The organism is Aquabacter sp. L1I39 (assembly GCF_017742835.1).
Lineage (GTDB): Bacteria > Pseudomonadota > Alphaproteobacteria > Rhizobiales > Xanthobacteraceae > L1I39.
On the sequence record NZ_CP072392.1, the window covers coordinates 3,980,410 to 4,003,885 of the forward strand.

Annotated in this window: 22 protein-coding genes; 15 read left to right on the forward strand and 7 right to left on the reverse strand. The window is 66.2% G+C overall.

All coding sequences use genetic code 11. From position 1 onward, the window contains the following. Positions 1-99: 99 nt before the first annotated feature. The 3 genes from J5J86_RS18005 to J5J86_RS18015 are packed head-to-tail and all read left to right on the forward strand — an operon-like array spanning position 100 to position 2,666. Positions 100-1,524, forward strand: a complete 1,425-nt coding sequence (locus J5J86_RS18005; RefSeq protein WP_209100478.1) for a cytochrome ubiquinol oxidase subunit I — start codon at positions 100-102, stop codon at positions 1,522-1,524. A 10-nt stretch (positions 1,525-1,534) separates the two neighbouring features. After that, positions 1,535-2,548: a cytochrome d ubiquinol oxidase subunit II gene (cydB, locus tag J5J86_RS18010; RefSeq protein ID WP_209100480.1), complete on the forward strand. Its 1,014-nt coding sequence runs from the start codon at positions 1,535-1,537 to the stop codon at positions 2,546-2,548. Further along, positions 2,532-2,666, forward strand: a complete 135-nt coding sequence (locus tag J5J86_RS18015; protein WP_247657683.1) for a DUF2474 family protein — start codon at positions 2,532-2,534, stop codon at positions 2,664-2,666. Before cydB ends, J5J86_RS18015 begins: the two co-directional genes overlap by 17 nt. An 18-nt stretch (positions 2,667-2,684) precedes the next feature. On the opposite strand, the gene J5J86_RS18020 is transcribed toward J5J86_RS18015, so the two are convergent. The 5 genes from J5J86_RS18020 to J5J86_RS18040 all read right to left on the reverse strand — a co-directional run bounded on the left by J5J86_RS18020 (position 2,685) and on the right by J5J86_RS18040 (position 7,247). Continuing rightward, the gene (locus J5J86_RS18020) at positions 2,685-3,629 is read right to left on the reverse strand and encodes a carbon-nitrogen hydrolase family protein (protein ID WP_209100482.1); all 945 of its coding nucleotides are present in this window, start codon (positions 3,627-3,629) and stop codon (positions 2,685-2,687) included. 5 nt (positions 3,630-3,634) lie between these two features. After that, positions 3,635-4,402, reverse strand: coding sequence for a flavin reductase family protein (locus J5J86_RS18025; protein WP_209100484.1), 768 nt, complete (start codon positions 4,400-4,402; stop codon positions 3,635-3,637). A 90-nt stretch (positions 4,403-4,492) separates the two neighbouring features. Then, positions 4,493-5,548, reverse strand: a complete 1,056-nt coding sequence (locus J5J86_RS18030) for an ABC transporter substrate-binding protein (RefSeq protein ID WP_209100485.1) — start codon at positions 5,546-5,548, stop codon at positions 4,493-4,495. Between the two features lie 3 nt (positions 5,549-5,551). After that, positions 5,552-6,391, reverse strand: coding sequence for an ABC transporter ATP-binding protein (locus J5J86_RS18035; RefSeq protein ID WP_209100486.1), 840 nt, complete (start codon positions 6,389-6,391; stop codon positions 5,552-5,554). 10 nt (positions 6,392-6,401) lie between these two features. Next, positions 6,402-7,247, reverse strand: coding sequence for an ABC transporter permease (locus J5J86_RS18040; RefSeq protein ID WP_209100487.1), 846 nt, complete (start codon positions 7,245-7,247; stop codon positions 6,402-6,404). A 255-nt stretch (positions 7,248-7,502) separates the two neighbouring features. Here J5J86_RS18040 and J5J86_RS18045 point away from each other — a divergent pair, with 255 nt between their 5' ends. From J5J86_RS18045 to J5J86_RS18100, 12 genes are all read left to right on the forward strand, one after another. Continuing rightward, positions 7,503-8,258: a TrmB family transcriptional regulator gene (locus J5J86_RS18045; protein WP_247657685.1), complete on the forward strand. Its 756-nt coding sequence runs from the start codon at positions 7,503-7,505 to the stop codon at positions 8,256-8,258. 92 nt (positions 8,259-8,350) lie between these two features. Further along, positions 8,351-9,433: an Ldh family oxidoreductase gene (locus J5J86_RS18050; protein ID WP_209100488.1), complete on the forward strand. Its 1,083-nt coding sequence runs from the start codon at positions 8,351-8,353 to the stop codon at positions 9,431-9,433. A 159-nt stretch (positions 9,434-9,592) separates the two neighbouring features. Beyond that, positions 9,593-10,516, forward strand: a complete 924-nt coding sequence (locus tag J5J86_RS18055) for a LysR family transcriptional regulator (RefSeq protein WP_209100489.1) — start codon at positions 9,593-9,595, stop codon at positions 10,514-10,516. 116 nt (positions 10,517-10,632) lie between these two features. Next, the gene (locus J5J86_RS18060; protein WP_209100491.1) at positions 10,633-11,439 is read left to right on the forward strand and encodes a carbon-nitrogen hydrolase family protein; all 807 of its coding nucleotides are present in this window, start codon (positions 10,633-10,635) and stop codon (positions 11,437-11,439) included. Between the two features lie 12 nt (positions 11,440-11,451). Further along, positions 11,452-12,120: an RraA family protein gene (locus tag J5J86_RS18065; protein ID WP_209100494.1), complete on the forward strand. Its 669-nt coding sequence runs from the start codon at positions 11,452-11,454 to the stop codon at positions 12,118-12,120. A 59-nt stretch (positions 12,121-12,179) separates the two neighbouring features. Then, positions 12,180-13,223 carry an ABC transporter substrate-binding protein gene (locus J5J86_RS18070; protein ID WP_209100496.1) on the forward strand — a complete coding sequence of 348 codons (1,044 nt, stop codon included), beginning with the start codon at positions 12,180-12,182 and terminating at the stop codon, positions 13,221-13,223. 10 nt (positions 13,224-13,233) lie between these two features. Then, the gene (locus J5J86_RS18075; RefSeq protein ID WP_247657686.1) at positions 13,234-14,331 is read left to right on the forward strand and encodes an ABC transporter ATP-binding protein; all 1,098 of its coding nucleotides are present in this window, start codon (positions 13,234-13,236) and stop codon (positions 14,329-14,331) included. Further along, positions 14,328-15,203, forward strand: coding sequence for an ABC transporter permease (locus J5J86_RS18080; protein WP_209100498.1), 876 nt, complete (start codon positions 14,328-14,330; stop codon positions 15,201-15,203). Before J5J86_RS18075 ends, J5J86_RS18080 begins: the two co-directional genes overlap by 4 nt. A 12-nt stretch (positions 15,204-15,215) precedes the next feature. Then, positions 15,216-16,010: an ABC transporter permease gene (locus J5J86_RS18085; RefSeq protein ID WP_209100500.1), complete on the forward strand. Its 795-nt coding sequence runs from the start codon at positions 15,216-15,218 to the stop codon at positions 16,008-16,010. 105 nt (positions 16,011-16,115) lie between these two features. Then, complete coding sequence (locus J5J86_RS18090; RefSeq protein ID WP_209100502.1) at positions 16,116-18,161, forward strand: hydantoinase/oxoprolinase family protein; 2,046 nt, start codon at positions 16,116-16,118, stop codon at positions 18,159-18,161. Between the two features lie 19 nt (positions 18,162-18,180). Next, the gene (locus tag J5J86_RS18095; RefSeq protein ID WP_209100504.1) at positions 18,181-19,875 is read left to right on the forward strand and encodes a hydantoinase B/oxoprolinase family protein; all 1,695 of its coding nucleotides are present in this window, start codon (positions 18,181-18,183) and stop codon (positions 19,873-19,875) included. Then, a complete protein-coding gene (locus J5J86_RS18100) occupies positions 19,872-20,909 on the forward strand; it encodes an Ldh family oxidoreductase (RefSeq protein WP_247657687.1) in 1,038 nt (345 codons plus the stop codon). Before J5J86_RS18095 ends, J5J86_RS18100 begins: the two co-directional genes overlap by 4 nt. A 311-nt stretch (positions 20,910-21,220) precedes the next feature. Here J5J86_RS18100 and J5J86_RS18105 read toward each other — a convergent pair whose 3' ends face one another. Then, positions 21,221-22,336, reverse strand: coding sequence for an amidase (locus J5J86_RS18105; RefSeq protein WP_209100506.1), 1,116 nt, complete (start codon positions 22,334-22,336; stop codon positions 21,221-21,223). Positions 22,337-22,348: 12 nt separating this feature from the next. After that, complete coding sequence (locus J5J86_RS18110) at positions 22,349-23,377, reverse strand: FAD-binding oxidoreductase (RefSeq protein WP_209100507.1); 1,029 nt, start codon at positions 23,375-23,377, stop codon at positions 22,349-22,351. Between the last annotated feature and the right edge of the window lie 99 nt (positions 23,378-23,476).

Consider the following 23,476-nt stretch of genomic DNA (forward strand, 5'->3'; position numbering starts at 1 on the left):
GGTCCTGCCGGGGGCTTTTCATCGGCGTCTGGCTCATTGTCGTGGCGCCCCCTGCGTTACGTGCTGCTCGTAAGCCATCTCGGTCAGGAAGGTCAGATCATGAGCCCTGCCCTGGACCCCGTTCTGCTGGCGCGCTTCCAGTTTGCCTTCACGGTCTCGTTTCACTTTATTTTTCCGGCCTTCACCATTGGACTGGCGTCCTATCTGGCGGTCCTCAACGGCCTGTGGCTGGCGACCGGGCGGCAAGTCTTTCTCAGCGTGTATCAGTACTGGCTGAAGATCTTCGCCCTGTCGTTTGCCATGGGGGTCGTGTCCGGCATCGTGATGAGCTACCAGATCGGCACCAATTGGTCGGTCTATGCGGACCGAACCGGACCGGTGCTTGGTCCTCTTATGGCCTATGAGGTGCTGTCCGCTTTCTTCCTTGAGGCGGGGTTTCTGGGGGTGATGCTGTTCGGGCTCAACCGAGTGGGCAAGGGGCTGCATTTCTTCGCGACCGTGATGGTGATGCTCGGCACGCTCGGCTCGGCGTTCTGGATTTTGTCCGTGAACTCCTGGATGCAGACGCCGACGGGCTACGACATCGCCGCCAACGGGCAGTTCGTGCCGCGCGACTGGTGGAACATCGTTTTCAATCCTTCTTTCCCCTATCGGCTTGTGCATACGGTGCTCGCGGCCTATCTCACCACGGCATTCGTGGTCGGAGCCGTCGGGGCCTTTCACTTGCTCCGCGACAGGTCCAATGCCGGCGCACGGGTGATGTTCTCCATGGCGCTATGGATGGCGGCTGTCGTCTCGCCCCTACAGATCTTCGCGGGCGATGCGCACGGGCTTAACACGCTCGAACACCAGCCCATGAAGCTAGCCGCTATCGAGGGACATTTCGAGACGAACCGAGATACCGGCATGCCGCTGACGCTCTTTGGCCTTCCCGACATGGAGGAGGGGCGTATGCGCGCGGCCATCGAGATCCCGAATGCCGGCTCACTCATCCTCACCCATTCCCTCAATGGCGAGGTCGCCGGCCTCGATCAGTACCCCAAGGCCGATTGGCCGAACGTCGGGATCGTCTTCTTCAGCTTTCGCATCATGGTCGGCCTCGGCTTTGCCATGCTCGGCATCGGCCTGTGGTCGCTGGTCCGCCGGTTGCGCGGCTCCATCTATGAAGCGCGCTGGCTCCAGCGGGCCTCGGTGGTCATGGGTCCGAGCGGCTTCGTGGCCGTCATCTGCGGCTGGGTGACCACCGAGGTGGGGCGCCAACCTTACACGGTCTATGGGCTGCTGCGCACGTCGGAAAGCCATTCCCCTGTCGCAGCGGAAGCCATTGCCGTGTCTTTGCTTGCCTTCATCGTAGTCTATTTCGTCGTCTTCGGTGCGGGCACCTTCTACATCCTTCGCGCCATGGCACGGGCGCCGAACGCTGGCGAGGCTGGTCCAGATCCTGCCGAGCCGATCCGCACGACGGGCTTCACACCGGCGCCGCAGCTTCAATCGGACGCGGGCGCGCGGCCGGACACGCGGTGAGGAGGCAAGAATGGATCTGGCATTGTTGTGGGCCTTCATCCTGGCGTTCGCTGTCCTCGCCTATGTGGTGCTGGACGGTTTCGACCTAGGTATCGGGATACTCTTTCCCTTCCTCCCCCGCGCCGCACACCGTGATACGGCCATGAACACCATCGCCCCCTTCTGGGACGGCAACGAGACCTGGCTGGTACTGGGGGGCGGTGGTCTGTTCGCGGTCTTTCCCCTCGCCTTTGCCGTGGCGATGCCGGCTCTATATGCGCCGATCATCGCTATGCTGCTGGCGCTTATCTTTCGCGGGGTGGCTTTCGAGTTCCGTTGGCGGACCACCCGTTGGCGCCGGGTGTGGGACGCGTCTTTTTTTATCGGCTCGGTGGTCGCCACCTTCTGCCAGGGCCTGGCCCTTGGCACCATCGTTCAGGGCATCCGCATTGCGGACCGCCAATATGCTGGCGGCTGGTATGACTGGCTGACGCCGTTCTCGCTCCTGGTGGGTGCCGCGCTGCTGACGGGCTATGGTCTGCTCGGCGCCACTTGGCTGATCATGAAGACCGAAGGTGCGCTGAAGGCCGTGGCCGTCCGCTTTGCCCGCCCCCTCGCCGTCGCCACACTGGCCGGAATAGGCGTGGTCTCCGCCTGGATGCCGTTTCTGCAGCCCAGCTTCTATTCCCGCTGGCTGCAGTTTCCCGAGATTTTTTACGTGGCGCCCATTCCCCTGCTGGTGATGGGGGCCGCACTGATCCTGTCCCGCGCTCTGATGCGGGAGACGTCTGGGCCTCAGCCCTTCCTCGGGGCACTGGCGCTGTTCATCCTCTCTTTCATTGGGCTCGGCATTTCCTTCTATCCGAACATTCTGCCGCCGACGCTGACGATCTGGGATGCGGCGGCCCCGCCGGCGAGCCTTGCTTTCCTTCTGGTGGGTGCAGCGGTCCTGGTCCCGACCATCCTGGCTTACACCGCCTATTCCTACTGGGTGTTCCGGGGGAAGGTGCGCGAAGGCGAGGGATACCATGCGCACCACCCTTAAGGAGGTCGGCTCGATGCGGCGATGGCTGCGCCGCATCGGCTGGTTTGCTGGGCTCTGGCTGTCGAGCGTCCTTGCCCTGACGCTGGTGGCCTATACCCTCCGTCTGATCCTGCGCTGAAGGCGGCCATGGCGGTTTTCAGGCCGCCGACTTCGCCCCTGCGTGTGCGATCACGGGGCGTTGCGGCGTCTCGTCGACGTGCAGGCTGAAGAGGTCCGGCCGGGCATAATGGCCGACGGGATCAAAGTCGAGCTTGGCGCCCAGGATATGGTCAAGGTCGATCTCGGCGGTGAGGATGCCCTCCTCGTCGACCAACGGCCCCGCCAGGATTTCGCCCAGCGGGCCGACGATCACGGAACGTCCGTGCATCATCCACTCGTCCGGTGCGGCCTCGATGCGGCTGGCATAGTCGTCCGGGAAGTCGGAGCGCCGCATCACCTGGCAGGCACCAATGACGAAGCAGCGGCCTTCCATGGCCACATGGCGCATGGTGGAAATCCAGCTCTCGCGGTCATCCGCCGTGGGCGCGGCCCAGATCTGGACGCCCTTGGCATAATAGGCCGCCCGCATCAGGGGCATGTAGTGCTCCCAGCAGATGGCGCCGCCCATGCGGCCATAGGGGGTGTCCACCACGGTGAGGGTCGAGCCGTCGCCGAAGCCCCAGACCAGGCGTTCTGAGCCCGTGGGCATCACCTTGCGATGCTTGCCCATCAGGCCCTCCGGGCCGAGATAGAGCGCCGTGCAATACAGCGTGCCGCCATCCCGCTCCATCACGCCCACCACCGCATGGATGTCTTGGGCCGCGCAGGCCGCCACCAACTGGTCCACCTCGGGCCCGGGCACGGCAATGGCTCCGCGCACATAGCGGGCAAAGTCCGCCCGCCCCTCCCCCGTGCGGCGGCCGATGCTGCACCCGAAGTCGAGGCCCTTGGGATAGCCGCCGATGAAGGCTTCCGGGAACACGGCGATCTTGGCGCCGGTGGCCGCGGCCTCTGCGATGAGCGCCACTGTCCGCGCGGTGGCGGCGGGGCCGTCAAAGGGAATGGTTGCGGCCTGGACCGCGGCGACCTTGACCTTGGACATGGTTTTCATCCCTTGGTTTGTGCTTGGCTTTCGCCGCCTGGAAGGGGCCAGAGCGGGCGCGGCAAGTCGAACAGATCCCGCGTGCGGGCATAGGTGGACGGGCCGTGCATGCGGCCCACCAGATCGAGGGCGCCGACATCCACGCGGGGTCGCTCGGGATCGCCGGTGAGGACGGATTGGGCATAGTGGGCATGCAGCACCTCGCCCACCGCCAGCCATTGCCCGGGGCCCGTCTCCAGCAGGTGCAGCAGCCGACATTCCAGGGCGACGGGCGAGGCGGCGATGCGCGGTGGGCGGATGGCAAGGCTCGGCACCGTGGCAAGGCCGGCCAGAACCGTCTCGTCCACCTCCGGCGGGGCTTCCACGCAGGTGGCATTCATGGCCTCCACCAGGGCGAAAGGCACGAGGTTGATGACGAATTCCCCGGTCGCGGAAATGTTGGCCGCCGTGTCCTTGGGCTGCCCCGGACGGGCCAGGATGCCCAGCGCCACCACCGGCCGGTCGGCGCCGAACAGGTTGAAGAAGGAATAGGGCGCGGCATTCACCACGCCATCCGCGCTGCAGGTGACCACCCAGGCGACGGGGCGGGGCATGATGGTGGAGGCGAGCAAGCGATAGCGCGCCTCCGCCGGCAGGATGGAAAAATCGAAATGCCGGGTGGCGCTCTGCGGGCCAGAGCCGAGGCTGGAGCTCCACCCCGCCCCCGCGGGTGTTGTGGCAGCGGGTGCACGCTCCAGGAGCGCGCCGTCCGCCTGTGCCGGAATGCTGGTCATGATGGTCCTGCTGCGCGACCGCCGGCCGGCGGCGCGCTTGGGGGCGGCGCGCCGGAACGCGCCGCCGGTCAGGGGAGGAGGGCGCGCTGGTCAGGCGCGCAGGATCTTCACGCTTTTGACGTCGAAATTCAGCGCCGCCGCTTCCTTGTCCGCAGCAGCGGCGATGGCGGTATTGATGAACTTCGGCACGTCCGGCAGGCGCGGCAGGAGTTTGGCGTCCACGCCCCACTTGGCCAGCGCCTCCATCTGCGCGATCTGCTCGGGCGAGAGCGTGGCGCGGATGTCAGAGAAGGACTTGGCGCTCCAGGCCGGATCGTAGCTGGACGCCTTCTGAAGCACCGGCTCGGGGATGTTCTTGGCGGGCTCCAGGGTGCGGAACCAGCCATTCACCAGGTCATTGTTCTGCGCGGCGAAGAACAGTGCCTCGGAATTGGCGATAAGCAGGCGCTTCAGCACATCCGGCTTCTGTTGGAGGAAGCGGTTGTTGGCGGCGAGCACGATGACCGGCGTCACGTTCTGCGAGATGACATGCGCGGCGCCGGTGCTCTCGAAATAGCTGACGAATGGATCATAGGAGAAGAAGGCGTCGATGCGCTGGGCGCCCACCGCGTCCGCCAGCTCGGCCGGCCCCACATTGACGAAGGTCACGTCCTTGCCGGGCGTGAGGCCGGCTTTGAGCACCGCGTCCTGGGCATTCTGGAAGGCGGTGATGCCGAAGGTGCCGTAGACCTGCTTGCCCTTGAGGTCGGCAAGGCTGGTGATGCCGGACTTCTTGGTGGCCAGCACCGCCGAGCGGAACCGGGCCTGGGAGGCGACTGTGGTCACCGGCGCGCCGATGGCCATGGTGGTCACGGCTGCAAAGTCCGAGAGCGTGCCCACATCGCCGGCACCCGAAACCAGGGCCTCGGTGATGGCGGGCGAGGCGGCCAGCTGAATCATCTCCATCTTGAGGCCGTTGCGGGCCGGAATGTCCGTGCGCATCAGGACATGGGCGATCTGGGCCGACACGGTGGTCGTGTTGAACCAGCACATGCGGACCACATCGCCCTCTTGGGCGCGCAGAACCGAGGGCATCGCCAGCGGGAGGGAGGCGGCAAGGCCAGCGGCGAGCTGGCCGAAGCGGCGGCGCGAAATTCCTGAGGTCACGGTCTATTCCCCTTTCTGCCATTCCGGCTTGAGCGTCTCCCACAGGTCGTTGACCGTGGAGACGAACCATGGGTCGGACCGCATCTCGGCCGTCCGCGGCCGCGGGAGCGGCACCAGCACCTCCTCGCGCACCCGGCCCGGGCGCGGGCTCATCACCACCACGCGGTCGGCCAGGAAGAGCGCCTCGTCGATGCCGTGGGTCACGAAAATCACCGTCTTGCCGGCTTCGGAGGAGATGCGTGCGATCTCCTCCTGCAACAGAACGCGGGTCTGGGCATCAAGCGCGCCGAACGGCTCGTCCATGAGCAGGATGTCCGGATCGGGCGCCAGCGCCCGGGCGATGGCGGCGCGCTGCTTCATGCCGCCGGACATCTGGTGGGGATATTTGTCCTCGAAGCCGCTGAGCCGCACCATGGCGATGAGGGCGCGGGCGATCTCGGCCCGCTCAGCCTTGGGCATGCCCTTGGCTTTGAGGCCGAATTCCACGTTCTGCTGCACCGTCATCCAGCCGAACAGGGCATAGTCCTGGAACACCACCGTGCGCGAGGGGCCGGGGCGGGTAATGGGCCGGCCGTCCTGGAGCAACTGCCCGCTGCTGGCGGACTGGAAGCCGGCGATGATGCCGAGCAGAGTGGACTTGCCGCAGCCGGAGGGTCCCAGCAGCGAAATGAACTCGCCGCGCCGAATACGCAGGTTGACGCCGTCGAGGGCGATCACCGCATGGTCGGAGGCCGTGCCGCCATAGACCTTGCCCACATTGCGGATATCGATCTGGATGTCGGCGGAGGCGGACTGGGGCGGGAGGGAGGAGACGTCGGCGGGCAGGCGAGCGAGGGCGACCATGGCGTTCTCCTCAATTGCGCTCGGAGGGAGCCCAGGCGTTCACACGCCGCTCGATCCGTTCGAGTATGACGGACATGGCGAAGCCCACCAGGCCGATGGTGACCATGCCGGCCACCACATTGTTGATCTGGAACAGCATGCGGGACTGCTGGATCAGGTAGCCAAGGCCCGTCTGGGCGGCGATCAGCTCCGCCGTCACCACGCACATCCAGCCGACGCCGAGCGCGATGCGAAGGCCCGGCAAAATGATGGGCAGCGAGGCGGGGATCAGCACGTCCCAGAACAATTGCCAGGGCTTGGCGCCGAGACAGAGCGCGGCATTCATCTGGTTGCGGTCGAGGCCGCGCACGGCCGTGTAGGTGGCGACGAAGGCCGGGAAGACGGCGCCCAGGAACACCAGGAAGTAGGAGGCAGCATCGCCGAGGCCGAACCACAGGATGGTGATGGGGATCCAGGCCAGAGGCGGGATGGGCCGGAGCGCCTCCACGACCGGCCGGACAAAGTCCGACACCGGCCGCCACCAGCCGCAGACGAGGCCAAGGGCGAGGCCGACAATACAGGCGAGGAAGAAGCCCACCGCCACGCGCTGGAGGCTCGCCGCCAGATGGACCCAGAGCGAGCCATCCACCGCCATCTCCCACAGGGCCTGCGCCACGGCTACCGGCGAGGGCAGAAGGAAGCCGTCCACCAGCCCGAGCCCGCACACGGCCTGCCAGAAGCCGAAGAAGGCGGCGAGGCCGAGCCCCGCGCGCACCGATCGGTTGGCAAAGAGGCGGGAGACAGGCGGGAAGCGTCTCGCCGGCCTGCTGGCGGCAGGCTGGGCGGCCAGCGCGCCCGCATTGGCCTCTGCTTCCATCGGCAACCTCCTTTGCGTGATGGCCCGGCGCACCTCAGCGACCGGGTGACCCAGACGCTATTATTGTCGGCATTTTCCGTCAATTCGATTCCGTGTTCAGAATGAGCATTGATCGCGCATCTGGGGGTGTTTTTTCGCGCAGTTTGCCGATATTGCGCTTAGAATTTGGGCGTTGCGATATTTTTATATCGGGGAAAACCGACGATAGACGACACGGGGAAGATCGGACATTCTCCCCGCATTGGGGGATGTGGCGTGACGACCGACATTGAAGAAAAGCTGGCCCGGATTGGCATCACCGGGACGCTCTACAAGCTCTATCTCACTGCGGTTGGCCTCGGAGGCGCGTCCGTCACGGAGGTCGCTGCGAAGGCTGGCCTTGCCCGCACCACCGCCCACGATGCCCTCGCCAAGCTGGAGGCCGAGGGCCTCATCCGCTTTGTCGACCACGGCAAGAGGCGCTTCGTGGTGGCGCAGGATCCCGGCGTGCTGCTGGAGCGCATCGAGGCGCGGCGGCAGATGATCGAGGACGTGATGCCGGTCCTGCGCTCCATGTATCACCATGAGAGCGGCCAGCCGAACGTGCGCTTTCATCCGGGTCCGGAAGGTATTCGGACCACTTTGTGGGACACGCTGAACAGTGGCGACAAGGTCTTGCGCGCCACGTTGTCCATGAAGGAGCTGATGGCCGAGCCGGGGCTGGAGGAAATGGAGCGCTATCTCAATGAGCGTGCTCGACGGGGCATCTGGCTGCATGTGATCCGCTCGGCCGAGCGGGACATCGTGCCCATCTGGCCTTCCAGTCGGGAGCACTGCCGCGAGCTGCGCTATGCGCCGGCGGAGCATACCTTGGCCATGACGTGCTTCATCTATGGAAACAAGGTAGCCCTGATTTCTTCCGCGCGAGAAAGCTACGGCATGATCATTGACAGCGCGGAATTTGCCGCTTTCCAGGCGTCGATGTTTGACGCCATGTGGAGCCTCAGCACCCCCTCTCCGGCTGTTCCCTGATCGTTGACGTGGCCGGAAGCACGGCCTTAGCTGGCGGACACTAAGGCATGCACCCATGCGTGCATGCCCAATCGCCTGTAGGGAGCAACGCCATGTCAGTCCGAGCCCCCGTCCCCCCGCCCGTCTTTGCGACCCGGCACTCAGAGGCTGCGCTGACCACCTTTGCGATCGCGGCACTGACGGCCGCAGGCGCGGACACGGCCACGGCCGAGGCTGCCACCCGGGCCATGATGCACGCCTCCCGGCTCGGCATTGACAGCCACGGCATCCGCCTTCTCGACCATTATCTCAAAGCCCTGGACGGCGGCCGGGTGGCCGGCCGTCCGCATATGGTGGTCGTGCGGGATTTCGGTGCTGTCGCAACCTTGGATGCGGGCGCGGCCCATGGCGCGCGCGCCGCCTTTGCCGCCATGGACCATGCCCTCGCCAAGGCCGAGCGATTCGGCATTGGGGCAGTCGGCATCCGCAATTCCTCGCACTTCGGAGCCGCCGGTGCCTATGCACTTGCCGCGGCCGAGCGGGGCTATCTGGGGCTGGCATTTTGCAATTCCGACAGCCTGATGCGGTTGCACGATGGTGCGGCGCGCTTCCACGGCACCAATCCCATCGCCGCTGCCGCGCCGGTTCCGGGGAGCCGCCCCTGGCTGCTGGACATGGCGACAAGCTCTATCCCCTATAATCGCGTCCTGCTCTATCGCAGCCTCGACTGGCAATTGCCGGCGGACGTGGCCTCCGATGCGCGGGGGCGAAACACAACCGATCCTCATCTGGTGGACATGCTGGCGCCGCTCGGTGGAGCGTTTGGCTTCAAGGGGGCAGGTCTTGCCGGCCTGGTCGAGCTTTTCAGCTCCATTCTCACCGGAGCGCGGCTCAGCTTCGACATCCCGCCCATGGGGGGCGAGGACATGTCCAGGGCGCGGGATGTGGGCGCCTTCGTCTTGGCGCTGAAGCCGGATGCCTTCCTGGAGCCGGACGCTTATGCCGCCGGGATGGCGCGCTATCTGGACAGCTTGCGTAACAGCCAAGCGGTGGAAGGGGGCGAAGTCCTGGCGCCCGGCGATCGCGAATGGCGGGAGGCGGAACGGCGTCAGGCCCTTGGTATCCCCGTGGACCCCCAGACGGTGGATGCCTTCCAGGTCATTGCCGGCCGCTATGGCATTGCACCTCCAGCTTGATGCGGCTTCCCCGTTAGGTGCTTGCGCCAGGGCCGACGAGCGGCGATGGTAAAATGAAACGCTCTTCGCAGGCCCGGCCCGCGCGTTGTCAAATGCGAGGTGGGGGGCCATGCTGCCGGTCGCATCCGCCTTGCCCCAATCGGGATGAAGACCTGCCTCATGAATGTGCGTTTCCTGGAAACCTTCATCTGGGTGGCCCGGCTGCGGAGCTTTTCAAGCGCCGCCAGCAAGCTGTGCACGACGCAGGCCGCCATCTCCAACCGCATCGCGACGCTTGAAAAGGACCTCGGTGTGCGCCTTTTTGAGCGCGACCTGCGGAGCGTCAGCTTGACGCCCGCTGGGGAGCGGGCGCTGGCGCAGGCCGAGGCCATTGTGCGCATGACGAGTGAGTTGCGCCTGGGCATCGGCGACACCCACCGCCTGCGGGGGCGGGTGGCCATCGGCACCATCGACACCATCGTCTATGCTTGGCTGCCCCGCCTCGTGGAGGCGGTGAAGGAGGCCTATCCGGATGTCGATCCGGATCTGACCGTGGACAACAGCCTCACTGTGGCCCGCATGTTGCTGGACCGCCAAGTGGACCTCGCCCTCATTGCCGGCCCTCTGCTGGTTCCGGACTGCCGCAACATCGAATTATGCAGCTATGAGTGTGTCTGGGTGGCGGCGCCGCGCCTCGGCTTGCATGGTCGCCGCCTGTCATTGGAAAGCGTCGCGGAGAGCGGGCCGATCTTCGCCTTCTCGCGCGGGTCGCAGCCGCATCAGCACGTGCAGCAGATCATTGAGGAGGCCGGCCTCGATCCTCAGAAGGTGCGGGTCCTGAACTCCAACTCCCTCGCCACCATCACCCGCCTTGTGCGCGACGGCATGGGGGTCGCAGTGCTCCCCAGCGTCCTGGTGCAGGAGATGAGCGAGCGCGGCGAATTGGCCATCCTCGACGTTCAGGCCAACATGCCCCTGCTGAACCTTCATGCCATCTATCGGGAGGAACCAGGGAGCCCCCTTCCCCGCCTGATCGCGCACATGGCGGCGGAGATCGCCGTCGCTGCAACGCGAGGGGTTCGCGCTGCAGCGCACACAGAATAGGCAGGCGCTGCCTCTGCCGCTCTCATAAGCATTGGTTGTTAGGGCAGACAATTATTTCGCGTTTGTCGCACCTTGCCGCGTCTGTTCTCCTGCGCCGGCACGCAGGGAGATGGCACGTGAAAGTTTCGCTGATCCAGATGAACTCGCAGGGGGACAAGGCGGTGAACCTCGCTGCTGCCGCCGCCCTTATCGAGGAGGCTGTGGCCGCAGAGCAGCCCGATCTCGTAGTGCTGCCGGAATATTACGCCTTTCTGGGCGACACCCCCGCCGAGATGCAGGAGTCCGCCGAGACGTTTCCGGATGGTTCCGCCTACCGTCTCATGTCGGGCCTTGCCAAAAAGCTGAAGGTGACGATCCATGCCGGCAGCGTCGCCGAGCGGGACGGCAACTCCTTCTACAACACCACGGTTGTGTTTGGCGCCGACGGCGCGGAGATCGCCCGCTACCGTAAGATCCACCTGTTCGATGTGGAGATCCCGGGCGGCATGGTCTACCGCGAGTCTGACACCGTCGCTCGCGGCGACGAGGTCGTGACTTACAAGGTGGGTGAGGCAACGGTCGGCTGCGCCATTTGCTACGACATCCGCTTTCCCGAGCTGTTCCGCAAGCTGGCGGACAAAGGCGCCGACGTGATCGTGCTGCCAGCTGCCTTCACCCTCATGACCGGCAAGGACCATTGGGAACTGCTCGCCCGTGCCCGGGCGGTGGAGACCCAGACCTGGTTCCTGGCGGTTGGCCAGACCGGGCCGCATGCCGGCGGCAAGAAGTGGTGCTGGGGTCACTCCATGGTCATCGACCCGTGGGGCCATGTCACGGCCCAGTGTTCGGATGGTGTCGGCTTCACGGCCGGGCGCATCGATCTTTCCTATTCCCAGAAGGTGCGCACCAACCTGCCCGTCTCCCGCCACCACGTCCTCGCCTGAGCGGAGCCCCCGATGTTCATCGTCAATCCCATGCCCGACCAGATCGCGCCTGAATTGGTTGCCGAGCTGGAAAGGTGCGAAGTGGCCACCATCGGCCACGTCCTGCATTCGGGCTTCGTGTCTCCCGACATCCGCGCCGTCCTGCCGGGCAAGCGGGTGGCCGGCACGGCCGTGACGCTCCGCATTCCCCACGCCGATTCCACTTTGCTGCATTACCTGACTGCTTACGTGCGGCCGGGCGATGTGGTGGTCATCGAGCGCTGCGGGGACACGCGCCACGCCTGTTGGGGTGGCGTCATCACCAATGCCATGAAGATGGCGGGCGTGAAGGCGGGCGTCATTGACGGCCCGGCGACCGACTTCTCGGAGATCGTGCGCGTCGACATGCCCATGTGGTGCCGTGGGCCCTCCCCCATCACCACCAAGCTGCTCGGGCTTGAAGGCGCGCTGAATGTGCCGGTGAATGTGGGCGGCCAGACGGTCTGCCCCGGTGATGCGGTACTTTGCGACGAGAGCGGCGTCGTGGTGCTCAAGCCGTCCGAGGCGCCCGCCATCGCCGCCCGCGCAATCGCCATGCAGGAAGCCGAGCTCGTCCTCCTGGCCCGCCTCGCCGCCGGCGAAAAGCTGCCGGACATTTCCGGCGCCCGCGCCATGGTGGAGGCAAAGCTCCAGCCCGCCTGAACCTTTCCATCCAAAGAACCGAAAACGGTCCGGTCCAGTCCTCCAGAGGGGTAGTGAAGATGAAAACTGCACTCAAGATCGCAACGTTCTGTGCCGCCCTCGGGGCCTTTGCCGGCCCCGCTTTGGCGGAAACAAACCTGACGCTGATGGCCTATTCAGGCCTGTTCCAGGAGCGCTACACCAAGGCGATCCTGGAGCCCTTCATGAAGGCGCACCCGGACATCAAGGTCACCTACTTCCCCCTTCCCAGCTCCGCTGCCATGCTCGGCAACCTGCGCGCCCAGAAGGCCGCGCCGCAGGCGGATGTGGTCATCATGGACGTATCCGTCTCCAAGGCGGGGACCGACGAAGGCCTTTTCACCAAGATCGATGAGTCCAACGTACCGAACGTGAAGGACCTCTACCCCAATGCCCGCATCCCTGCCGTGGCGGGCGTTGCGGTAACGTTCGACAATCTTGTCCTGATCTACAATTCCGAACAGGTGAAGGAGCCGCCCAAGTCCTACATGGAGATGGCCAAGGCGCCCATGAAGGGCAAGGTGGTCATCCCCGGCGTGCCGGACATCCAGGGCCTCTCGCTCCTGCTCATCCTCAACAAGGCCAATGGCGGCACCGATTATCTGAAGGACGTGGACAAGGGCATCGCCGCTATGGTTGAGATTGCCCCCAACGTCCAGACCTGGGAGCCGAAGCCCGAGGTCTATGCGCCCATCGTGACCGGCCAGGCGGCCATTGGCGTTGGCTGGAATGCCCGCGCCCAGGTCAATAGCGACACCTCCGGTGGCAAGCTGAAGGCGACGATCCCGCAGGAAGGCACCGTCTTCCAGATCAACACCATCAATCTGGTGGCCGGCAGCCCCGCCGCCGATGCAGCGAAGATCTTCGTCAACTACGCCCTTTCCGCCGAGGCGCAGAAGACCTTCACCGAAACCATGTTCTACGCCCCCACCAATGCCAAGGCGGACATTTCCGCGGCAGCCCTCGACCGCACGGCCGTCAAGCAGCTCGACAAGGTGATGCCGGTGGACTGGATCGCGCTGGCCCAGGTGCGTGACAAGATTGCGGAGCAGTGGCGCCGCCGCGTCCTGCCCGCTAGCCGCTGAGGGCGTCGCCATGATCCGCGCCACGCCCGGAGAGATGACACGGCTTGCGCAGGGACAGGGCTTCCTGTCCCTGCGGGGCCTCACCCGCCACTATGGTTCCTTCGCGGCCGTGGATGATCTCAACCTCGACGTGGCGCGGGGCGAGTTGGTTGCCTTTCTCGGCCCCTCCGGCTGCGGCAAGACCACCTCGCTGCGCATGATTGCGGGCTTGGTGCCCGCCTCATCCGGGCATATCGCCGTGGATGGGCGGGACATAACCGGCATTCCGCCCTATGCGCGGGACATGGGGCTGGTGTTCCAGTCCTATGCCCTGTTCCCGCACATGGACATCGCAAAGAACGTCGCCTTTGGCCTTGAAATGCGCAAGGTGCCCAAGGCGGAAGCGGCGGAGCGGGTGAAAGAGGCGATTGCGATGGTCCGCCTGTCGGGCCGCGAGCATCACCGCCCCACCCAGCTGTCCGGTGGCCAGCAGCAGCGCGTGGCTCTCGCCCGCGCTTTGGTCATCCGGCCCTCCATCCTGCTGCTGGATGAGCCGCTCTCGAACCTCGACGCCAAGCTGCGCGACGAGATGCGCACCGAGATCCGGGACATCCAGAAGCGGCTGGGCATCACCGCGATTTTCGTTACCCACGACCAGATGGAAGCCTTGACCATCTGCGACAAGGTGGCGGTCATGAACCAGGGGCGCCTGGAACAGATGGGCACGCCCCACGAAATTTACGAACATCCCAAGACCGCCTTCGTCGCGGGCTTCGTCGGCCGCATCAACCGTCTGTCCGGCACAGCCTCGGGAGGCCTCGCACAAGTGGCCGGCATCACCGTTTCCTCCGCGGGCTTCGACGGCCCCGTGGACGTGATGGTCCGCCCCCACCGCATTTCGCTCAGCCCGCACGGTGTCATGGTGCCCGATGCGAACGCCCACCGCCTTTCGGGCACGGTCGCCCGCTCGACATTTGCCGGCGACATTCTCGAATATGAGGTGGATGTGGGCGGCGTGACCGTGAAGACCGAAGCCGCCACGCGCGGCGGAGAAACGCTGCTTTCCCCCGGCACCCCGGTGACGCTCTCCTGGCGGCCGGAAGACACTTTCGTGTATGGCGCGTCATGACGAGCCTCGCCGTCTCCCCCTCCGCAGCACGCCCGCTGAGCCCGCTCGGTACCGCCAGCCTGCTGCTCGTGCCCATCGGGCTGGTCAATGCCGTGGGCTTCCTGTGGCCCGTCATCAACCTGCTGAAGATGTCCTTCCGGGAGGCCTCGGCCTCTGGCGCGCTCGGCGCGGGCTATTCGGTGGAGACATGGCGCGCGGCACTCACCGATCATTTCACGCTGGAACTTATCGCCAACAGCGTGGGGGTGAGCCTCCTCATCACCGTTCTGACGCTCATCGCCTCGTATCCCATCGCCCTCTATCTGCACCGCTCAACGGGCACATGGCGGACGGTGCTGATGGTGCTGGTGGTGGCGCCTCTGCTCACATCCGCCGTGGTCCGGACCTATGGCTGGATCGCCATTCTCTCGGACCGGGGCCTGGTGGCCAATGCCCTGATGATGCTGGGCATGACGGACCCACCACGCCTCATGTTCAACCTCACCGGCGTCATTATCGGTCTGACCGAAATTCTGATGCCCTACATGATCCTGGCGCTGCTTTCCGGCTTCGGGCGGCTCGACCCGCGCTTTGAGGAAGCGGCTCTGACGTTGGGCGCGCGGCCACTGAAGATCTTCGTGCGGGTGGTGCTGCCTCTGACCGCGCCCGGCATGGCGCTCGGCTCGCTGCTCTGCTTCGTGCTCGCCATTTCCTCCTTCGTGACGCCCAAGCTGCTGGGGGGCGGGCGCGTCTTCCTCCTGGCCACCGAGATCTATGACCAGGCCATCGTGACGCTGAACTGGCCGCTCGCCGCAGCCCTGTCGATGATCGTGCTCGTGGTGTTCGGCGTCTCCCTCACCCTCTATGGCCGCGCCTTGCGGCATATCGCCTGAGGAGGCGCGGACATGGACGAGCGCCCCGTTTCCCTCGCCTTGAAGATCACCGCGGCAGTGATGTTCGTGTTCCTGCTGGCGCCGCTGCTGGTGGTCCTGCCCATCTCGTTTTCGGGCGACGACTATATGGCCTTCCCGCCATCGAGTTGGAGCGCCAAATGGTACGGCGCCATCTTCGGCAACGCCGCCATGATGGGTGCGTTCTGGGTCAGCCTGGCCCTCGCTCTTGTGGTGACGGTGCTGTCCCTCGCCATCGGACTGCCGGCCGCCTATGCGCTGGTGCGGCTGAAGCCGCCGGGCGCGGAGGCCCTCTCCAACCTGTTCGCCGCGCCGCTGCTGCTGCCCACCATCGTGCTCGGCCTCGCCTTGCTGCTGGTGGTGGCGCCCATGGGCCTGATCGGCACCTTCCGCGGCCTCGTCCTTGCTCACCTCATCGTCACCTTGCCCTATGCGGTGCGCGTGCTCTCCACGGCACTGGCCAACCTGCCGCTCACGGTGGAAGAGGCCGCCGAGACACTCGGCGCAAAGCCGCTCACGGTCTTCTTCCGGGTGACGCTGCCGATGATGCGCTCGGGCGTCATCTCCACCACGGCGCTCTGCTTCCTCGTCTCGTTCGACGAGGTGGTGTTGTCCCTCTTCATGACCGGCCCACGCCTCCAGACGTTGCCGGTCGCCATGTACAACCATGTGGACCAGCAGGCGGACCCCATGGTCGCCGCCATATCGGTCCTCCTCGTTGTGCTCACCCTCGCCGTGGTTCTGGTGGTGGATCGCACAGCGGGCCTGAGCCGGACCTTCGTCAAATGAGCGACGCCCGCACCATCGGCTGACGCCGCCCGCCCCTTCCCGACCTGTCGTCCCGAACCTGCCGCCGGCGGGAATGGGAGAGCCTTGCCTTTGCCCGGAGTACCCATGACCAGTCCTTCCATCCGCATCGCCGTCGATATTGGCGGCACCTTCACGGACATCGAGATCCTGGACAGCCGCACCGGCGCCATCCACCAGATGAAGACGCCCAGCACGCCCTCCGACCCCTCCATCGGGCTGCTCACCGGCATTCGGGAGGCCAGCCGCCGCTTCGGGTTTTCGCTGGATGAGGTGCAATACCTTCTTCATGGCACCACCATCGCCACCAATGCGGTGCTTGAGCGCAAGCTGCCGCTCGGCGCCGTCGTGACGACCGAAGGCTTTGAGGACGTGATGCAGATCGGTCGTCATGGCCGAACCGATGTCTATGCCATTACAGCGTCGCCCCCGGCCGCTCTGGTGAAGCGCCGCTTCTCCTTCGGGGTCGTTGAGCGCATCGGCGCTGACGGGCGTGTCATCACCCCCCTCGATGAGGTCGGTGTCACGGCGCTGGCCGGCAAACTGCGACAGGCGGGCGTGAAGTCGCTCGCCGTCTGCTTCATCAATGCCTACGCCAATCCCGCCCATGAGCGGCGGACCGGCGAGATCCTGCGGGAGCTCCTGCCCGAGGTGGACATTTCCCTCTCCTGCGACATTTCCCCGGAGCTGCGCGAATATGAGCGCATGTCCACCACCACGCTGAATGCCCTGCTGGTGCCGGTGGTGAAGACCTATACGGACCGCCTCGCCGGTAAGCTGAAGCAGGAAGTACCGCAGACGCAGGTCTATCTGGTGCAGTCCAATGGTGGCGTTGCGGGTCTTGCCAAGGCCGGACGCGAACCGGCCCGCCTTCTGCTCTCCGGACCCTCCGGGGGGGCAGCTGCGGCCAAGCGCCTGTCTGCGGCGCTCGCGGAGCCGAACCTTGTTGCCGTCGACATGGGCGGCACCAGCTTCGATGTCTCGGTCGTCCATGAGGGCAACATTTCCATGGTCAATGAGGGCGAGGTGGACGGCCTGCCCGTGCGCCTGCCCATGATCGAGATGCGCACCATTGGCGCGGGCGGCGGCTCCATCGCCTGGGTGGATGAAGGCGGGCGTCTGCGCATCGGTCCCCACAGCGCTGGCGCCGAGCCGGGTCCCGCCTGCTATGGGCGCGGCGGCGCGCGCTTGACCGTGACGGACGCCAACCTCCTGCTCGGCCGTCTCGACGGTTCCAGCTTCATGGGTGGCGGCATGGGCCTCGATAAGGCGGCCTCAGCCCGTGCGGCGGCGGAGGTGTCCGGTCGCGTTGGGCTCTCTGCGGAAGAGACCGCGGCGGGCGTCATCGCCGTCACCAATTCCTCACTTGCCACCGCCATTCGCCTCTCTCTGTTCGAAAAGGGCATGGATCCGGAGGATTTCGCCCTCCTGTCCTTCGGCGGCGCGGGCGGCGTGCATGCCTGCGAGGTGGCGGAAGAGATGGGCATGAACAAGGTGATCTTCCCCGCCCATGCCTCGACGCTCTCGGCCTGGGGCATATTGTGGTCGGACATCACCCACGATTTGTCCTCCACTCAGATCGGCCTTCTCGCCGACCAAGGCGAGACCCTTGCTGCCCGGGCCGCGCAACTGGCCGCCGAAGGTGACCGGCTCCTGGAGGAAGATGGCGTCGCGCCGCAAGCCCGCGCTTTCTCCTTCGCGCTTGACCTGCGCTACCAGGGCCAGGCCTTTGATCTGCGCGTGCCGCTGGATGAGGCCGACTTCTCGCCGGAGGGCCTTGCCCGCACCACCGCGGCCTTCCACGCCTTGCACCGCCAACGCTTCTCCTATGACGAGCCTGCCGTTCCCGTGGAGGCCGTGGCGTTGCGCCTGTCCGCCATCGGCCGCCTCGCCAAGCCGACGCCCGCCCCGGAAGGAAGCGGCGTGGCCGCCGCCGAAAAGACACGGCCGGTCTATGGCCGTGGGGGCTTCGTGGACACCCGCATCGTTGCGCGCGGCGCGGTGACGGCGGAGGGCCTCGCCGGCCCTGCTGTGGTGGAGGAGACCTATACGGCCACCTATCTGCCGGCCGGCTGGACCATCCGCTCCCATGCCACCGGCGCCCTCATCGCCGAACGCGCCCGCCGGCATTGATCTTTCAGGACATCTCATCATGACCACCATCGATCCCGTCCGCCTTGAGGTGATCCGCAACGCGCTGGTCGCCAGCGCGGAGGAAATGAGCCTCACCATCTGGCGCACCAGCCGGTCCACCGTGGTGCGGGAGATCCTCGATTTCTCCACCGCCGTCTTCGATGCGCAGGGCGGCAACATCGCCCAGTCCGCGCGCATCCCGGTGCATCTGAATTCCATGTCCGATTGCCTCAAGCGCATCCTGGAAGCACACATCCCGCTCGAGGATTGGGCGGAGGGCGACGTCATCGTCACCAACGACCCCTATTCCGGCGGCCAGCATCTGCCGGACATTCAGACCTTTCGCCCCGTCTTCGTGGATGGAGAGCGGATCGCCATCGTCGGCACGCTCTGCCACCATGTGGACGTGGGCGGCGGGGCGGCCGGCTCTTATTATGCGGCCGCCACCGAAATCTTCCATGAGGGCATCCGCATTCCCCCGCTCCGGCTGGTGGAAAAAGGTACGCTGAACACCGGTGTGTTCGAGATGCTGCTGCACAATGTGCGCCAGCCGGACGAAACCCGTGGCGACCTCAACGCGCAGATCGCCGCGCTGGGCATCGGCGTAAAGGCCGTGACGCGCATTGCCCGCAAATACGGCAACGCAACACTCTCGGCGGCCATGTCGGCGATCCTCGATGGCTCCGAGCGCATGATGCGCGCCGCGATCGCCGCGCTCCCAGACGGGACGGCGTCCTTCGTCGAGACTGTGGACGATGACGGCCAGTCGGATACCCCGATCCGCTTGGAAGTGACCATCGCCAAGGCCGGCGACACCATCACGCTCGATTTTGCCGGCTCCAGCCCCCAGGTGCGCGGCCCGGTCAACAACACCCCGGCCATGACCTGCTCGGCCGTCTACTACGCCCTGCTGGCGGCGCTCGGCGGCGACATCCCTGCCAATTCCGGCTGCTACCGCCCGGTCCGTGTGCGCCTGCCGGAGGGCAGTGTGGTGAATGCGCAATTCCCCGCCCCCGTGGCCGGGCGCATGGTGGTGAACCATCGCATCGCCACTGCCGTGTTCGGCGCCCTCGCCCAGATCGCGCCGGAGCGTATCCCGGCGGCCTATTACGCCATTTCCTACGTCTATGCGGTCTCCCTGGTGCGGCCGGATGCCAAGCGGCAGGTCTATTTCGACATCGAGGTGGGCGGCTGGGGGGGCCATGCGGGGGGCGACGGGGCAAGTGCCCTGTCCTGCGGCCTGCACAACAACACCAACGCGCCCATCGAGATGGTGGAGGCCAAATATCCGGTGGTCTTCACCCGCTACGGCCTGGTGCCGGACAGCGGCGGGGCCGGCCAGTTCCGCGGCGGCCTTGGCCTCGTGCGAGAATTCCTTCTGGAAGCGCCGCAGGGCTCGCTTTCAACCAATTTCGAGCGCTTCCGTTTCGCCCCCTATGGCATCAAGGGAGGGCAGCCCGGCTCCTTGTCCTCCACCACGGTGACGCGCGCTGACGGCACGGTTGAGAACCTGAACTCCAAGGTCTCCGGCATTCCGCTCGGCGCTGGCGATCGCGTGCGGATCATGACTTCCGGCGGCGGCGGTTTCGGCAATCCGGCGGACCGCGACCCGACCCGCCTCGCCGAGGACGTCGCCGAAGGCCTCGTCACTTCTGAAGCAGCGCGCACCCTCTATGGCGCAGTGTCTGTGCATGCCAAGGGAGAAGCCGCATGAGCGCCGCAGCAACCGCACCCATGGTCCGACTCAGGCTCGAAGAGGTGGACGATCTGACCTTCCGCGCGCTCATCGCCAGCGGTGTGTCGCCGGTCAATGCGCGCTCGGTCACGGCGTCGGTGGTCGCGGCGGAGACGGAAGGCGTGCACAGCCACGGCCTTGCCCGCCTGCCCACCTATTGCGCCCATGCCAAGGTGGGCAAGATCGACGGGGCCGCCGCCCCTGCCTTAAGCCGCCCTCGCCCGGGCCTCGTATTGGTGGACGCACGGGACGGCTTCGCCCATCCCGCCATCGACCTCGGGTTGCCGGAGCTGATCGCCGCCGCGCGGGAGCAAGGCATCGCGGCCCTGGCCGTGACCAATTCCTACAATTGCGGCGTGGTGGGCTATCACGTTGAGCGCATCGCGCAGGCCGAACTCGTGGCGCTCGGCTTCGTCAACGCACCGGCCTCCATTGCCCCAGTGGGTGGGACACGCGCGGTGTTCGGCACCAATCCCGTCGCCTTCGCCGTGCCGCGCGTGGCAGAGACGCCCCTTGTGCTGGACCAGTCCTCCTCGGTGGTGGCCAAGAGCGAGATCATGGTGCACCAGCAGCGGGGCGCTCCTATTCCTCTGGGCTGGGCGCTGGATCGCGAGGGCCAGCCGACCGAGGACGCGAAGGCTGCTCTCGAAGGCGGGACGATGGTCCCCGCTGGCGGTCATAAGGGGGCAGGCCTCGCGCTCATGGTCGAACTGATGGCGGCCTGGCTCACCGGCGCGAACCTGTCCATCGATGCGTCCTCGTTCGCCGACAATTCCGGTGGATCGCCGCGCACGGGCCAGTTCTTCATCGCCATTGATCCCGGGCCGGTGGCGGGGCCTGAGGCCGGTGCGCGGCTGGGCCGCCTGTGCGAGGCCATTGCCGGGCAGGAGGGCGCACGCCTCCCGGGCCAGCGCCGCGCGGCTGCGCGGCTGCGGACAGCGGGGGAAGGGGTCATGATCCCGAAGCCGCTTCATGAACGGCTCACGGCCATTGCGATCGCAACGCCCGCCTGACGCACATGCTGCACGCCGCATCGCCGCGATCCGGCGAGGCGTGCTCAGACCCTAACGCGTGGCCCGCTCCCCCAGGATGCCAGGTTGTAGAGCGCTTGCGGCGTTTCAAGGACATGCCGCAAGCGCTCTCTTTCCTCGTTTTCACCCTCTTCCTTCTCGCGAACCGGTGTCCGCTTAACTCGGACGGCTGACCGAGCATGATGTGCGTCTGGGGATGACTCTCGCCGAGGGGTAATGCGGTTCGTCCGCGGGGCGCCCGTCTGGATCAGCCGCATTCCCCCGTTTGCTCGATGAACGGCAGGGCCTGCCCTTCAACGAGTGGAGGCCAAGGCGTCGCCAATCTGGAAGGCAACAGCCAGCACCTTTTCATCCTCGCCCTTGCGCCCCACGATTTGAAGGCCGATTGGCTCATCCGAATGATCCTGCACCGGGACCGTCGCGGCCGGATGTCCGGACAGGTTGAAGGGCCGAACAAACGTCGTCATGCCGACGGCGGACCGGTCGGTGCGGGCATCGTCCAGACGCGGCGGGTGATCCGGCATGGTCGGAAGCACCAGGACGTCGCTGCGTTCAAGGGCTGCGTCCACCTCCGCAGTGAAGGCCGCGCGCACGGTCTCTGCGGCGGCGACTTCGTCCGGGGTGGTCATCGAGGCGCGGGCGAGGCGCAGGGCCACATCCTGCCCGACGAGGCCCGTTTCCAGCAGGGGACCGAAAGCGGACCAGGTCTCCGCGTTCATGATTGTGACCCCAGCCGTGAAGGCGGCCTCCATTCCCGAAAGGTGGACCTCCTTGGAGGCAAGGCCCGCCCGGCCAAGGACACGGACTATGGCGCGCTGAACGTTTGGCGCCGCCTGCACGTTCAGGAGGCCGACCCGGATGCTCCCGTCCGTGCAGGGGAAGAAGGCGGGGTCCATGATCTCCATGGCCCGGATGAGCAGGGAGGCGTTTGCCGCGAGCGGACCCACGCTATCGAGCGAACTGACCCTGGGCCAAACACCCTGCCGGCTGATCCGGCCGAACGTTGGCTTCAGCCCAAAGACCCCGCAGCAGCAGGCGGGAATGCGGATCGAGCCGCCCGTATCGGTTCCGATGGAGATGTCGGCGAGCCCGGCTGCCACAGCGGCCGCCGCGCCGGACGAGGAGCCACCCGGTATCAGATGCGGCCATCGGTGATTGACCGGCGTCCCAGCCCAGTCGTTGATGCCGCTGATGCCGAAGGCAAGTTCGTGCATCGTCGTCTTGCCGACGATCTGGCAACCCGCCTCTAGACTCCGCCGAACGACGGTGGCGTTTGCCGCGGCCGGCACCACATGCGCAAGGGCGCGGCTGCCGGCAACGGTCGCCTCGCCCGCAACGTCGATGCAGTCTTTCACAGCGACGCGCAAACCCGCGCCGCCCAGGTCAAGTTCGCGGACGAAGACGGTCATGATCCTGCGCTCTCAGGCGGTCACGAGGCGTGAGGTGGCCTCACCGGTCGGAACGAAGCGCTCCACATGGATGGCGGCCGCCTCAGCGCCGTGGGACGTGAGGTAGATGCGCGCGGCATCGGACATTGCGGGGGGACCGCAGAGATAGATGTCGCGGTCGGGCACGTCCGCCGGCCGAAGCAGGTCGGTGACGTGTCCCGAAAGAAAGGGCACGGCCGCCCGCCCCTGGCTCACCGCCGTTCGCACCTCTAGCCCGGGCAGGCGGGATTGCAGCGCCTTCAGATCGTCGAGGCAGACCAGATCGTCGGCTTTGGTCGCGCCGTAGCAGAGGCAAACCTTTCGACCGGGCGTGCGCTCCGCCATGTGACGGAGCATGGCGAGCATGGGGGCGAGCCCCGTGCCGCCGGCCACCATCAATACGGGCCGCGTGCCGTCCCGCAGATAGAAGGTACCGCGCGGGCCTTCGCACTCCAGATGGTCGCCGAGGCTGGCGCGGTCTCGCAGATAATCGGACATGGCTCCCGCGTCGAGGAGGCGGACCAGCAGGTCGAGGGAGCGTTCTCCTGATGGCGCGTTGGACATGGAATAGGAGCGCATCACACCCGCACCGGGGACTTTCACGTTGATGTACTGGCCGGGGAGGAACACCAACGGCTTCAATCCCAGCGTCCGGGTGCGCAGGCGCACCACCGATGGCCCGAGCCGCTCCACTGCGTCGATCCGCACGGAGAAGGCCTTGGCCGGCAAGAGCCGGGTGCGCTCATAGGGCATGCGCAGGGTCACATCGCCCGCGGCTGAGCTGACGCAGGTCAGCACTTCCCCTTCCGCCATTTCGGCGTCGGTCAGCGAGGTGGTCGCGAATTCATCGAGTTCAACTGCGCCGGACAGGCGTGTGCACCGGCAGGTCTGGCAGTCGCCTACTTCGCAGTCGGAACTGAGCGCCAGCCCGTTCCGGCGGGCGGCGGCCAGCAGCATTTCGCCCGGACGGGCCGTGATGGTGGTGCGTTCGCCGTCCGCGAAGACAAAGGTCACGTCGGGCATGGGTCGTCTCCTGCATGGCCGGGGCACACAAGGGCTCACCCGGCTTTCAGCCATGGCTCAAAGGGAAAGCGGAACGGACGAGCAGCAGGGAGGACCCGG

Bases quoted from the DNA above. Each gene is read 5' to 3' on its own strand.
- J5J86_RS18110 (WP_209100507.1), bottom strand. From the start codon at position 23,377: ATGCCCGACGTGACCTTTGTCTTCGCGGACGGCGAACGCACCACCATC.
- J5J86_RS18090 (WP_209100502.1), top strand. From the start codon at position 16,116: ATGACCAGTCCTTCCATCCGCATCGCCGTCGATATTGGCGGCACCTTC.
- J5J86_RS18040 (WP_209100487.1), bottom strand. From the start codon at position 7,247: ATGGAAGCAGAGGCCAATGCGGGCGCGCTGGCCGCCCAGCCTGCCGCC.
- J5J86_RS18035 (WP_209100486.1), bottom strand. From the start codon at position 6,391: ATGGTCGCCCTCGCTCGCCTGCCCGCCGACGTCTCCTCCCTCCCGCCC.
- J5J86_RS18080 (WP_209100498.1), top strand. From the start codon at position 14,328: ATGACGAGCCTCGCCGTCTCCCCCTCCGCAGCACGCCCGCTGAGCCCG.
- J5J86_RS18070 (WP_209100496.1), top strand. From the start codon at position 12,180: ATGAAAACTGCACTCAAGATCGCAACGTTCTGTGCCGCCCTCGGGGCC.
- J5J86_RS18105 (WP_209100506.1), bottom strand. From the start codon at position 22,336: ATGACCGTCTTCGTCCGCGAACTTGACCTGGGCGGCGCGGGTTTGCGC.
- J5J86_RS18020 (WP_209100482.1), bottom strand. From the start codon at position 3,629: ATGTCCAAGGTCAAGGTCGCCGCGGTCCAGGCCGCAACCATTCCCTTT.
- J5J86_RS18100 (WP_247657687.1), top strand. From the start codon at position 19,872: ATGAGCGCCGCAGCAACCGCACCCATGGTCCGACTCAGGCTCGAAGAG.
- J5J86_RS18050 (WP_209100488.1), top strand. From the start codon at position 8,351: ATGTCAGTCCGAGCCCCCGTCCCCCCGCCCGTCTTTGCGACCCGGCAC.
- J5J86_RS18005 (WP_209100478.1), top strand. From the start codon at position 100: ATGAGCCCTGCCCTGGACCCCGTTCTGCTGGCGCGCTTCCAGTTTGCC.
- J5J86_RS18075 (WP_247657686.1), top strand. From the start codon at position 13,234: ATGATCCGCGCCACGCCCGGAGAGATGACACGGCTTGCGCAGGGACAG.
- J5J86_RS18025 (WP_209100484.1), bottom strand. From the start codon at position 4,402: ATGACCAGCATTCCGGCACAGGCGGACGGCGCGCTCCTGGAGCGTGCA.
- J5J86_RS18015 (WP_247657683.1), top strand. From the start codon at position 2,532: ATGCGCACCACCCTTAAGGAGGTCGGCTCGATGCGGCGATGGCTGCGC.
- J5J86_RS18065 (WP_209100494.1), top strand. From the start codon at position 11,452: ATGTTCATCGTCAATCCCATGCCCGACCAGATCGCGCCTGAATTGGTT.
- cydB (WP_209100480.1), top strand. From the start codon at position 1,535: ATGGATCTGGCATTGTTGTGGGCCTTCATCCTGGCGTTCGCTGTCCTC.
- J5J86_RS18095 (WP_209100504.1), top strand. From the start codon at position 18,181: ATGACCACCATCGATCCCGTCCGCCTTGAGGTGATCCGCAACGCGCTG.
- J5J86_RS18055 (WP_209100489.1), top strand. From the start codon at position 9,593: ATGAATGTGCGTTTCCTGGAAACCTTCATCTGGGTGGCCCGGCTGCGG.
- J5J86_RS18085 (WP_209100500.1), top strand. From the start codon at position 15,216: ATGGACGAGCGCCCCGTTTCCCTCGCCTTGAAGATCACCGCGGCAGTG.